Here is a 13,870-nt window from a genome sequence, read left to right on the forward strand (position 1 = left end):
AATCATGAAGAAATATATAATACTGATAGCAACACTACTGTTTGTATCACTGACAGGCTGCTCTGGGTTCCTGGATGAGGAGCCGGACAAAATTTTAAATAATGACCAGGTTTTCAGCGATCCCAAGCTTATAAAAACCACACTGGCCAACTTCTATGGACGCGTTACATGGGGGCAGAATACCGGCGGAGCAGTAAATGATTTTTCGTTTCTGGACGAAGCCGTCCGCCACAACAGGGACGAGATTAATTCTTTTGACCGCAATTGGTGGAGGGTATATGACTATACACTAATTCGGAATATCAACCAGTTTCTGGAAGGTATTAAAGCAACCGCGGTCTTAAGCGAAGATGAAAAGAAACCATTGATCGCCGAAGCCCGTTTCCTCCGCGCATGGTGTTATTTCTGTACAGCCCGCAGTTTGGGTGGAATGCCTATTGTAGGAGATCAAGTGTTCGATTATACTCCCGGCATGGATATTACAACGATGCAGTTGCCTCGCTCTTCGGAAGCCGGGATATATGATTACATCATTCAGGAATGTAACGAAATAGCCGGTGCATTGCCTGTAACCACCAATGTGAACTCGGCCCGTGCCAATAAATGGACAGCTAAAATGCTTGAAGCCCGTGCCGCTTTATATGCAGGTTCTTTGGCAAAATATAATGTAACTCATCCCAATCTGACAGTCGAGGGTGGTATTGTAGGTATCGATGCCGGTAAAGCTTCTGCATATTACCAGAAAGCGTTTGCTGCTGCCGACGATGTGGTGAAAAACAGTCCGTATGTATTGCAGGCAAGAAAGAACGACAACAAAGCGCGGAATTTCTTCGAAGCAGTCAGTGTGAAATCAAACAATACCGAGGTAATATGGTCACGCGACTATCTGGTACCTAACAGTAAACATTATTATACTAAGGACTGTATTCCACGCTCTATTGCCGGTGAAGCCACATCATGCTATTTGTCCGTATTATTAAATCTGGTTGAAGAATTTGAACCTGTTGATACGGCAACTCCCGGACAAGGTGCGAAGTTCAATATCGGAACTATTGCAAGCCCCGTATTTTATAATACGCCTACCGAACTTTTCGAAGCCAGAGATCCCCGTCTGGGAGGTACTGTCTTATATCCGGGTTCTTTCTTCGGCGGAGCGGAGATCGTTTTACAAGCCGGACAGTTGGTAAAAGACGGAAGCAGTTGGAGAAAGGTTGCGGCGTCCTTCGACAATATGGGAGATAAAGATGCAAATGGGAAACTGGTAACTTCTGTCAACGGACCTATAATGTCTAACGATATAAACGTAAATAAGACCGGATTTACCATCCTTAAGTTTCTTGATGAAAATCCATCAGCATCAACTTTCACCGGTTCTGACACATGGAGTACATACTTCCGTATGGCTGAAGCCTATCTGATTGCCGCCGAAGCACTGGTAGAGACCAATAAGGCTGATGATGCCCTGCCATACATCAATAAGGTACGCGAACGTGCTGGTGTAAAACCATTAGCTACTGTAACATTCGACAACATCGTTCACGAAAGGCGCGTAGAATTCGCATTCGAAGATCAACGCTACTGGGACATGAAGCGCTGGCGTCTGGCTGATAAGTTATGGAACAGGCAGGCCGAAACAGCTAAGCGCAGAGGGTTATATCCTTACCTGGTAGTAGCTCCCGGCGATCCTAACAATGGAAAGTGGTTCTTCGAAGAAGTCAATATGAACTTTCTATACCCGAACAATATGCACTTTGAAGATCGGAACTACTATGCAGATATAGATCAAGGTTGGATAAATAAAAATCCGAAATTGAAGAAGAATCCTTATCAATAATTAAATAATATGATTAAAATGAAGATATCATTTTCAATAATTTTACAGGCAGTGCTGTTCTTCTTTTTACTTACTTCTTGCGGAACAGACAACTACGATGCCCCTGAATCTCTATTAGCCGGCAAAGTCGTTTACAAAGGCGAACCAATACAGGTGCGGGGCACGAATGAAAGGGTACGTTTGCAGCTATATCAGGGTGGATACCAGAATTATACACCTATTGAAGTATTCGTAACCCAGGACGGCTCTTTCTCCGCCAGATTGTTTGACGGAGAATACAAGATGGTGACCCGTGATAACAATGGCCCTTGGGTCAATTCACGCGATACCACATACATTACTGTCAAGGGTAATACTGTGCAAAATATGGAGGTAACCCCTTATTTCACAATAACCAATGCCGATATGAAACTATCAGGCAAAAAGGTGACTGCTACTTTCACTGTCAACCAAATTGTGACGAACCGCCAGATAGAGCGTATTTTACTATTGGTGAACAGGACTCAGTTTGTAGACGATGATATCAGGATAGACCGCATCGATTACACTGGTGCTGACGCTAAAACAGGCTCTCTTTCCTATTCATTCGATATAAACGATGAGGCAAATAATGCTGCTACTCTTTTTGGCCGCATTTGCGTTTGGACTGCCGGTGCCGATCAGGGAATATATTCTCCTGTATTTCATCTGAAATAATTTATATTGTAGCCGGAAAGGTATTCAAATGCCTTTCCGGCTCCTCTTTTATTATGTATGAACCGGGAAGCCGCAAGATTTCGTGCTTTTTCCCTCCGGAGCTTTTTTACTCCCTGTAAATTTGAGCCCTAAAGCCTTATCACTTTATCGGCTACATATTCAAAATCTTTCAGGTGCGTAGCCATCAGAATGGAAATATTGGGATGTCGGTGTCTGATATTCCGGAAAATGGCAATCGCGTTCTCGGAGCTTATACCGGCCGTGGGTTCATCTACGACCAACAGTTGCGGTTTTTTGAGCAAAGCCTGTGCCAGCAGCAATTTTTTTCGTTGTCCGCCGCTCAATATCTCGCCGTTTTCACCCAGCCAGCTAGCCAGTCCATCGGGAAGCGACAAACGCCAACTTTCCAGATCGACGGTTTCCAATACCTGTTCAATCGCTTCATCGGGGTAACCCTCAAAATTTTCACGCAGTGTTCCGGTAAGTAAATAAGCTTTCTGGGTAACATAAATGCATTCGGGAACAGGCAGGCGCGGCAATTCCGTATCATCGTTCCACGTTAGTGAGCCGCTCAGGCGATATTCGGGGTGAAAAAGACTGTTGAGGAGTGTGGTTTTTCCTTTCCCTGTTTCACCGAAGATCGCAATCCATTCACCTTTTCTTATCTCTAACGACACTTCGCTGGTACGCACGGATGTTTCAGGTATTTTTGCACTGAAATTCTTTAAGTTCAGACTTTCCATGCCGGAATGAATTTCCACCGTTTCCACAGGCTGTTCTCCTTGTTTGATAATTGTGTCCACATCTTTGATCTGGCGTGCAACCGCACTTTTTTCAGATTTTCCCGAAAAAAGCATTTCTGCCAATTCGGCCTGCGCCATGATACCGAAGAAAATTCCGATAGCTACCGGTGCATCTATATCGTAATTGTGTGAATCCCAGAGTAAGGATGCGGCAATGTAACTAAATCCCAGTCCGGCAATCAGTTGCAGCCAGAACGAATTGATTTGCAGTTTCTCTTCCAACTGTTCGAGTTGTAACAATCTATGTTCGTATTGTGCGATAGCCTTCCCTTCCATCCCGTATTTCGAGATTTCTATCCGGCCCCTGAAGCTCTCAATGAGAGCCTGATTGTTACCCTCGCGATGCACTTTCAGTTCCCCGTAAAGTTTTCTGTTTTTCCTGAAAATTAATTGAGGGACAATAAATAGAAGAATAGCGGATGAAACCAGAAATTCTATGGCTATGGTATGTGAGAATACGGCAAGGAAGAAAAAGTAGATGCTGAGTGAGAGTATGAGCGCGGTAAACGGCAGTATCCACAGAAGAATATGGTTCAGTATCTGGTCTATACCGTGTGTGCTGTTTTCGAGCAGCGCCGAATTGTTGTTGACCTGTTTCCTGAAATAGGGAAATTTGGCTACCGACTGGAATATTTTCAATTGCAGGCTTTGCTGGGCGTCTAGTGTGGTTTTGTGGTTTTCTAACCGCTCGAAATACCTCATAGCCGTCCGGAACAGTGCCGATAAACGGATAATAGCTGACGGAACCAGATATGAGAATGTAGTGTTTGCAGTAATGAATACTACGCTACAAATAGCCAGAAACCATCCGGAGATAGCAGGAAGGGCTATGAATGCCACCGTCCAGAGGAGCAACAGGAAAAAGCCCCGCAACCATTTTCCCGCTAAGGGCTGTAATATATATTTTACTATAAATTTATTCATAATTCATTTGTTCTCCCCAGTTTAAATTCACGATTGTATCAGCGACAGCATCGAACATTTTCTCATGTGATGCTACAATGAGCAGCTGATTTTCTGACAACTTTACAATTTGCGAAAGAATAACTTCTGCCGTATCGGCGTCCAGATTTGCCGTAGGCTCATCCAGAATGGCTATTGGCTTAGGATGCAGCATCATGCGTGCAAGCGTAACCAACTGTTTTTCCCCGCCTGATAGCTGTTTACCGTTGTGGCTTAACGCGGTTTGCCAACCATCTTCTTTCTTGGCAAGAATTTTGTCTAAAAATTCAGGATAACGGTTATTTCCACCCGCTTCCTTATCGAGGAAAACATTGTATTGCAACGTTCCGTCGAAGATGAAAGGAAACTGATTCATATACGACGAGTTCACTTTCAACCATTGTTTCGACCATGCATTGTCTTTCCCGTTTACCGAAACTGTACCGTCTTGTGCAGGCAGGCTTCCGGCACATATTTTCAGTAGTGTAGATTTCCCCGAACCCGAAATACCTTTCACCAGTACCAGCCCTTTCGCAGGTAATTTCAGATGGATGTTATGCAGAACTTTTACCGGAGAATCGGGATAAGCAAAGTTCAGGTCATTGATCTCAAAAGAGCCAAACTCTTCCTTCACATCAGCCGGAGGCATATCTGTATCTTCGTTCAGTAGGGGTATCAGCAATTTTGCCGATGCCAGAGCTTTGTTCCGGTCGTGATAGGCGCTCACGAATTTTCGCAGGTAAAAGAAGAAATATGGCGAAATAGTGAGCAAAAATAATGCGGTACGAAAATCGTAACCTTTTCCGTAATTGGGTCCTGTCATAATACCAAGTAGGCTCATCCCCAAATAGATAGCAATGATAGCGATACAGATTGTAACAAAAAACTCCAGTACTGCCGATGACAGAATGGCTACGCGCATCACATTGGTAGTCGCTTTGTTCAACTCCTTGCTTTTCCCTGACAGGAAACGGTATTGCGGTTTGAAGTTGTCTAAATTGACAATTTCGGCGATAGTCTGGAGACGGTTGTAAAAAACTGCTGAATATTTCAGGAAAAGATTGATGTGTTTTTTATGAAGAGCTTCCGCACCCACGCCGATAACGATCATTTGCAGTGGGATGACCACTAATGAAACCAAAAGCACGATACCAACCCACTTTTCCATCCAGAAACTGACTGCCAGAAGCATCCCGCTCACCAGAAGCGACGCCATCGCGTAAGGGATGAAAAAAGCGTAAAAGGGTTTTAGGTCTTCGCTTATCCGGGTAACGAATAAGGTACTCGATACGGAGTCGGATTGATTATTGTTAAGCAATATCGGATAAAGTTTTTTCCTGACCCTGGAAACGATGATATTTCCGGCCTTATAATTAAACAACGATGCGAAATGGGCAAAAATATATCTGCCTGTGAGAAATACCAGCGCCAACAGCAGGGTGTTAGGCCGAAGCTGTCCGTCGTTCAGCCACAAAGCGGCGAATTCCGACAGGTACCAGCAAAAAACAACAAAACATCCCGCGCTTAAAACCGTAAATAACGAAGCTGAAATATATGCCCCTTTCGCCTCGGCTATTTTTTTACCCAGCCAGCGGGAGGCATTTTCCTGATTTGAGATCATTGATTGTCTATGATTTTGATTTCCATTACATGAAAATGTGTGGATATTAAATGAACTAAGTGGTTTTACTCTATTGATAACAAAGATAATTATTTATTTAAAATAATCATTGCCGTAACAGGGGAAACGCGTCAGAAATTGGCTGTTATAATTATTAGTTAAATTAACTTTTATTAATTTCTTAATGTTAAAAACTGACATATCTGACACTTTTTTTTCTGTCTTTATCTCGCGATTTTTGTATTTGTTAACTATATATAATTAAAAGGTAACTTTTCAGTTATCAGTAAACAGTTATCAGTTAACAATGCCTTTCTCGTAACTACCCGAAAGGCGAAGTAACTTGTAACTATTAAAAGGTAACAAAGGTAACACGGAAAACAATTAAGAATTAAGAATGAAAAATTAAGAACCAACGGTCAGCGGAGCTAATTCTTTTCCTTGCAGATTCTTATATCCTCTTTGTCATGTTGAACGAAGTGAAACATCTCCTAAATCGAAGGAGATCCTTCGTTTCACTCAGGATGACAGCAGAAAATAACGCCCGCTTCGCTCTGCCGAACGTTGTTTCTGAATGCAATGAAGAATCCCGACCCTCCAAAAACGAGATGTTTGCCTCGCCTTCGCTTCGGCGATTTGCAATTCACTCCGTTCAACATGACAACCAACGGTCACAGGAGCGTAGTGTATGTAAACAGAAAGCAAAAATTACTTTTGACACACTCTCTCCCAAAAGGTAACAAAGGTAACAGATATATCAGTTAACAGTAAACAGCCATCAGTAAACAGTATCGTGGTCTGTCATGCTGAGGGAAACGAAGCATCCCGTCAGAGAGTAGTTAACAACCTTTCTCTCGTATCTTTCTCCAAAAAGGTAACAAAGGTAACAGTATTTACAGTCATCAGTCAACAACTCGTAAGATGTAGAACTTTGCGCCTTTGCGTCTTTGCGTGAAACAAAACAAAACGCCAGCCAACTTGTAACTCGTAACTGCCCGAAGGGTGAAGTAACTCGTAACTGCTTTAATCAATATTTCAAAGAACTAATATCTACATATATAGATAAACTTTTTCAAAAATATTTAATTTCGCGTGTTTGCCTTATTGATGCAAATATGTAATCAATTTAGCAATCGTGTAAATGCCCTTGTACTAAAAGGCAATGCGGGTATATAAGGCATAGAAGAGGCCGGGATACTCCAGTGAAGGAGATGGCAGACGGTGTCTCAGATCCGGGAGTTAAATACAGGGCTTTACAAAGCAATAAATCCCTAAGCCGAAAGACTTGGGGATCTATAAATTCAGGTTTAATTGTTAACCGGATCTGTTAGAGCTTCTTTAATCCGCTCAACTGTTTTTTATCTGTTACAGGAACAATACTTATCGCGTAACCTCCTCCCGGCGCGGAGTATTGTTTCAGCCGGGATTTATTTGTAATGATAGCTCTTCTTATCTCATAAGCCTGGGGATTGGTTTTGTAATGGGCGTCCTTTGCATCAGAATAAATAGTTGCGACATACTGTTTTCCTTCATCGAGAAAATCAAAAACGATGTTAGAAGAAAATCCATTTTCCCCTGCCACGTTTCCTACAAACCAATTGCCTGTTCCTTTGGCTTTACGGGCGACTGTTACATACTCTCCCGGTTCTGCTTCGAGGTACCTGCTGTCGTCCCAGTCCAGTGCCACATCCTTTATGAACCGGAAGGCGTCGGTAAAACGTCCGTAGTGTTCCGGAAAGTCGGCCGCCATCTGCAAGGGGCTATACATCGTTACATACAGTGCCAGCTGATTGGCCAGAGTACTGTTTACATGTGACTTATTGTTTGGATTGATTTTTTCGATGTCCATTTCGAAGATCCCCGGTGTATAATCCATAGGGCCGCCGATAAGGCGGGTAAAGGGAAGTACTGTCACATGGCTAGGCTTGCTGCCGCCAAAAGCCTGATATTCTGTACCCCGGGCCGACTCGTTGCCTATCAGGTTAGGCCATGTACGGGAAAGTCCTGTAGGCCGGGTCGCTTCATGTGCGTTTACCATGATTTTATGTTCTGCGGCTTTCTCTATAGCATATTGGTAATGATTGTTTAACCATTGGCTGTAGTGATACTCTCCTCGTGGGATTATATTACCTACATAGCCGGACTTCACCGATGTGTACCCGTTTTCGTTCATAAATTTATATGCAGCATCCAGATGGCGTTCATAGTTACGGATTGAAGCTGAAGTTTCATGATGCATCATCATCTTCACGCCCTTGCTTTTGGCATAATCACGTATTCCTTTCAGGTCGAAATCGGGGTAGGGGGTAAGAAAGTCGAAAACATAGTCTTTAGAATTTCCGAACCAGTCTTCCCAGCCTACATTCCAGCCTTCGACCAATACGGCGTCGAACCCATTTTCAGCCGCAAAATCAATATATTTCTTTACATTTTCGGTAGTTGCGCCATGTTTTCCGTGAGGCTTTACCTTCGAATAATCAGTTATCCCCAGCTGTACACCCGGCAGATCGTAGGTATATGACCATTCACTTTTTCCGGTAATCATTTCCCACCATACACCTACGTACTTAACAGGCTTGATCCATGACGTGTCCTTTATTTTACAGGGCTCATTCAGATTGAGGGTGATATTGGAAGCCAAAATATCCCTTGCGTCGTCGCTTACTATGATTGTGCGCCAGGGGGTATTGCACGGAGCCTGCATATGGCCTTTTGTGCCGCCGGCATCCGGAGTTAACCACGATTCGAATACAAAATTCCTGTCATCCAGATTCAGGTGCATACAGGCATAATTTATTAGTGCCGCCTCATGCAGATTAATGTAGATACCGTCATCTGTTTTCATCTGTAATGCAGTCTGTACACCTGTAGGGGAAAAAGGAGTCTGTGACGCGTTAGGAGTAATAGCTCCCTTCATCAATCCCCTTATTTCCGACAGCCGGGATGTTGTAAAATCATATTCCTGCGTGTCGTAATCTCCGGGTATCCAGTACGCTGTGTGGTCTCCGGTCATGGCAAACTGGGTACGTTCTTCCTTGATGACAAAGTAAATCAGGTTCTTTTGTTGCGGAAATTCGTATCTGAAACCTAATCCTTCATTAAATAAACGGAAGCGTACTACCATCTGCCTGTCTGTCCCTTTTTGGTTGAGAGTGACCGCCAGCTCGTTATAATGGTTACGGATGTCTTTGGTTTCACCCCATACGGGCTGCCATGTTTCGTCAAAAGCAGCTGTTTCCGTGCCGGCTAACTCGAAATTATCGTATAATGATGTCTTCGGGTCTTTGTTTTCGGATTTTATATCCATTTCGGCTCCGAATTCTACTTTGGTAGTACTCCCTGTTAATTCAAGCCCTAATTTACTCGGTTTGATAACAGCTTTACCTTTGTAATCAAGTTGATAAGTAGGTATTCCCCCATCCTGTATGGAAAATCTCATAACCAAATTCCCGTCCGGAGACCTTAATTCCTGAGCAAAAGCTATTCCCGCTATTAAGCAAACGCCCAATAGTATAAGTGTTTTCTTCATATTTATCTTATTTGATTGATATATTTACGGATTTTCGTTTATCAGGTATCTTCACCCAGCATTCTTTTGTTACCTCATTCCAGGACCATTCCGGAGACGCGAAATCTTTTTCCAGTTTCTCCAGAATTATTTTTTCATCTACATTACTGGTAACATTACCATCCACAGAAACCGTACCGGGCTTTTTATCCAGATGGTACCTGAGAACAATATTCCTTTTTTCGGATTGTTTAAAGCCTTTGTCCTCAGGCTCGACAGTTGTCGAAAAACTATCGGCAAAAGTAGTACAGGCAAAATTTGTCTTTGAATAAACATCTTTCAGATAGTCGAGATTCTCACCTTCATCTTCGTATAGTTCAAATTTTGCGGTTTCGTCTTCATAATTTGGAAAAATATGGATAAATAAAGGATAATCCTTCTTCTCGTGTATGTATTGCATAACAGGCATCATCGGGATAACAGAGCCTTTTTTTACGAAGATCGGAATTGTATTTAGCGGCGCGCGGTATGCGACAGTCTGGCCACCCAGATAAACAGTCTTTTTATCATTAAAGTCTATCCATTCCCCGTCGGGCAGGTAAACCCGTTTTACCCGTTCTCCTTTTTTCAATACGGGAGCTACCAGCATTTCTTCTCCAAAAATGAACTGGTTATCAATTTTAACGGCTTCCGCATCGTTAGGATATTCCATAAACAGCCCCCTTGTTATCGGCAACCCTGTATCATGCGCCTTGCGGGAATAGGTGTACAAATATGGGAATAGCTGGTACTTCAGTTCTATTGCGGCTTTGCTGTTTTTCTCTACTACATCGCCGAACATCCAGGGTTCTACCGCGTTATCCCCTTCGTGGTGGGCACGGCTTAAAGGACAAAATACACCAAATTGCATCCAACGGGTATATAATTCACCCATGGCATTGTAGTCGGTAATATCTCCGCAATAGCCCGATATATCGGTTGTCCAGAAAGGGATGCCACCTAATCCGGCAGACACCCCTACTGCCACCTGATTTTCGAGCTGGGACCAGCCTTCCAGTACATCGTTGCCGTTCCCGCTATCGTTGGTCCAGCCGAATGTATAGCGTTGAAGGCCCGCATAGGCCGAGCGTGTCATCTGGAAAATGCGACGGTTCGGGTTACGTTTTTCGAATTGCTCTTTTACCATCTTATCCCATGTGAGGCCATATACATTATGTATTTCGCTGTGCATGCCGATGTGATGTTTCATATTCAGGCGGTCTGTATCTTCTTCGTTGCTCCATGCAGGTTCACCCATATCTGTCCAAAAGCCGCTGATGCCATCGTCTATCGGTTTTTGCTGATAAGTGCCCCACCAGTCGGCAACTCCGGGAATAGTGAAATCGACAACACCGCAGTTTCCTCCCCATGGCCAAGGCATATCATACGATTTGCCATTGCGGATATCTTTTACAAAGTAGCCCGATTTATCGGCCTCCTCCCATTGCTTCTTATTCGCCTGCGAAACGACAGGGTCTTGCGAGACAATCATCTTAAAGCCCTGTTCTTTTAATGTTTTCAGCATTCCTTTAGGATCGGTATAGTTTCCCCGACGCCATTCGAAATCCTGCAGATACTGTGTCCAGCCTATATCCTGATAAATAATATCGCAGGGTATCCTGCGCTTGCGGAATTCAGCGGCTACTTCCAGCGCCTGCGCTTCTTTTGTATAAAGACCGCGGGACTGGGCGAAGCCTAATGCCCATTTGGGCGGCATGATCGGTTTACCGGTCAGGTCAATGTATTGTTCCTGTATATCTTTGTAGTCTTTCCCGAAAATGAAATAATAGATGAACGCTCCGTCCGGGGCCTCGAATGAATAATATTCGTCTGATTCGGTACCAAACTTAAACTCGGTCTTATATGTATTGTCGAGGAATATACCATAATGATAACTGCTCATAAAGAAAGGGATACTCTTTGCCAGAGGGTCTTCCGTAACACTGTAGCAGGGCCGGTCACTGTTCCACATCTTGTAAGAGCGTCCGCGACGGTTCAACGGGCCTGTTTTTTCTCCCAAGCCAAAGAATTGTTCATCGTTACGCAATACTTTGAAGGCTTTTACGGCTTTTGCATCAGCCATATGCCCTTTGTCCTTAAAATCGCTGAAAACCAGCTTTTGCCATTTGTCGAATATCTGTAACTGCATCGGGTTCTTATTTACCCTGATACGGAGCTTCGATGTAAAGATCTCATAGCATGACGGTTCGTCATTCACATCTATTTTACCTATATCTTCAAGATTCTCATTTACTACGGCAAATGATTCGTTGTTCCGTATAAATTTCCCCGATTGGTCGAACCAGACTTTTACCACAGAACTGCTGTTTATTGTCAAAGACAGTTTTGAACCGTCTTTGCCATTGAAAATGACCTGATTCCCGTTTTTCGTATAGGAAATACATTCCCCGGCAACCAATGTTACCGAAGAAAGTACTAAACCTGTAATAAATAACCAAACCTTTCTTATCATAACCTTCTAACCTTTTCCTGATTAATATTCCAATACTATCATATCCCAATACTTGAGCGTAGGGATCGTTATTAAGACTTCGTTTCCGGATTGGGAAAATTCCAGATTACTGGCAACTCCGCCATTGATGTCCGGTGAAGCTAGCCATACTTTTGACACTGTTTTAGATGCCCCTATTTTTACCTGTATATCGGTGACTAAAGCCGGCTCTTTTTGAGTCCCGTTTGTATCACGCCATTCCATAGAGCTTGCATTGGTGAAATTAATCAGATGAATTACTTCTCTTTCCGCAAATTTTTTGCCTGATACGGCTACATTACCTTGCGATGCCGGCCAGCTCCCGAAGGAAATTTTTGCGTTGGCGGACTGGATATTGACGGATGAAAAATCACCTCCGTCACGCAACAGATTCTGATAACCGACAAGGAAATCGTAATAATGTGTAAGGGCTCTTTTTGTTTCCGACTTCATCTGCAGATTGGAATTGGGGAAATATTCGTTTGCCAGATAGTGTTCTCCCAGTTCCAGATGAGCCCCGCCAAATGAAAATATTACGGCATTGGCCAACAATATCCCCGGAGTATTGATATAGCCGGTATTGCCTGACCTGGCATAGTTCATATATGCGGCCAGAATTGTAGCCTTTGTATTTTCGCTATAATTGTTATTGTCCAGAATTACCTGTGATAGTTGTTCGAACGTTTTGGATTCATCCCATATTTCGGTATAAAGGAAATCAACATCGGATTTGGCGATGCCTTTCTGCTGTCCGTATTGGGAGACCGCGTTCATAACTAATCGTTTATCAGGATTAGCCTGTTTCATTGCCGATATGAACGGCATATACATCTCGTCAAGTTTTACAATATCTCCATTGTAATCATAAACGGTTCCTCTGTTTCCCAACTGGTCGATATGATAACCATCAAAGTCGAACACCTGGTAAATATCTTTATTCCTGCCCGCCATGTAATTCTGCCACTCCGTATTACCCGGATCTGTCAAGTAAATACTGCTGCGAAAAGGTGCATCGAGGTGATGATTGTCTTTTTCGGAATGATCCTGGTCTTTAAATATATACCATTCTTCTTTTACTCCGTCTGTTGCGGCATTACTTAAGGCCCCGAAAGCAAGATTATAGAACATGGCTTTCATCCCTTTATTATGAGCCGCCTCGATATATCCTTTAACGGTGGATAAATAGCATATTCGCCCGATGAGATCCGGCCAGGAAGCTGAAGGATTTTCAACAGTTCCGGCAAGGGGGCGCTGATGATCATGCATCCAGTCATAAAACTGGATGCCATTCATATGGTAACGGTTGAGCGTTTCTATATTATTTTGTATCTCACTTCCGGAAATTTTGCCGTATGAAGACAAAAATCCATAGCGGGGAAACTTCTTCCAGTCTGACGATACGTCCACAGCGATACTCTGGTATATCTTCTCCTTGCCGTCTATAACTTCATAAATGTCGACCATATATCCTTTGTAATCATCGGATGGGGGAGTCCAGCTCCACGAAGTAGACGATAAGGCATCTTCAGAAATCACTTTTCCCAGGTGCGAGTATCTGATTTTTACATTTCCCGGAGGCTTCTCCTTCAAAGTGAAAAGAATGGATTCGCCCGGTTTATAACAGGCTTTATCCGTATTCAGATCTGCTTTGAAATAAGTTTCACCATATATTACGGGATCATTATTTGTGTCATAATAGTCTTCACAACTATATAGAAAAACCGATAAATAAAATAGAACGAATGCATATGTTTTTTTCATGTCTTAACATCTTAAAGTAGTGAGGGTGTGTCAAAAGTAAAAATACACTATCAAAGTGTTACTCTCTTTGTCATTGGCTCCGCTTCACACTGCCGAACGTTGTTTCTGAATGAAATGAAGAATCCCGGCTCTCCGGAAACAAGATGTTTCACTCTGTTCAACATGACAAAAAGGA

The 13,870-nt window shown here is 43.1% G+C and carries 7 protein-coding genes; 2 read left to right on the forward strand and 5 right to left on the reverse strand.

Going from position 1 to position 13,870, the window contains the following annotated elements; translation table 11 throughout:
• Positions 1–4: 4 nt before the first annotated feature.
• Positions 5–1,834, forward strand: coding sequence for a RagB/SusD family nutrient uptake outer membrane protein (locus ACYQ3L_RS24825; protein WP_379996586.1), 1,830 nt, complete (start codon positions 5–7; stop codon positions 1,832–1,834).
• Positions 1,835–1,852: 18 nt separating this feature from the next.
• Positions 1,853–2,530 carry a DUF3823 domain-containing protein gene (locus ACYQ3L_RS24830; protein ID WP_379996584.1) on the forward strand — a complete coding sequence of 226 codons (678 nt, stop codon included), beginning with the start codon at positions 1,853–1,855 and terminating at the stop codon, positions 2,528–2,530.
• Between the two features lie 128 nt (positions 2,531–2,658).
• On the opposite strand, the gene ACYQ3L_RS24835 is transcribed toward ACYQ3L_RS24830, so the two are convergent.
• The 5 genes from ACYQ3L_RS24835 to ACYQ3L_RS24855 form a co-directional block, all read right to left on the reverse strand.
• Positions 2,659–4,257 (reverse strand): ATP-binding cassette domain-containing protein, encoded by a 1,599-nt coding sequence (locus ACYQ3L_RS24835; RefSeq protein WP_379996582.1) that lies wholly within the window; start codon positions 4,255–4,257, stop codon positions 2,659–2,661.
• Positions 4,250–5,896 (reverse strand): ATP-binding cassette domain-containing protein, encoded by a 1,647-nt coding sequence (locus ACYQ3L_RS24840; protein WP_379996580.1) that lies wholly within the window; start codon positions 5,894–5,896, stop codon positions 4,250–4,252. Before ACYQ3L_RS24840 ends, ACYQ3L_RS24835 begins: the two co-directional genes overlap by 8 nt.
• 1,327 nt (positions 5,897–7,223) lie before the next feature.
• Positions 7,224–9,425, reverse strand: coding sequence for a glycoside hydrolase family 97 protein (locus ACYQ3L_RS24845; RefSeq protein WP_379996578.1), 2,202 nt, complete (start codon positions 9,423–9,425; stop codon positions 7,224–7,226).
• Between the two features lie 7 nt (positions 9,426–9,432).
• The gene (locus ACYQ3L_RS24850; protein ID WP_379996576.1) at positions 9,433–11,916 is read right to left on the reverse strand and encodes a glycoside hydrolase family 31 protein; all 2,484 of its coding nucleotides are present in this window, start codon (positions 11,914–11,916) and stop codon (positions 9,433–9,435) included.
• 21 nt (positions 11,917–11,937) lie between these two features.
• Positions 11,938–13,695 carry an endo-dextranase gene (locus ACYQ3L_RS24855; RefSeq protein ID WP_379996574.1) on the reverse strand — a complete coding sequence of 586 codons (1,758 nt, stop codon included), beginning with the start codon at positions 13,693–13,695 and terminating at the stop codon, positions 11,938–11,940.
• Positions 13,696–13,870 lie beyond the last annotated feature (175 nt).

Source organism: Dysgonomonas termitidis, assembly GCF_054657735.1.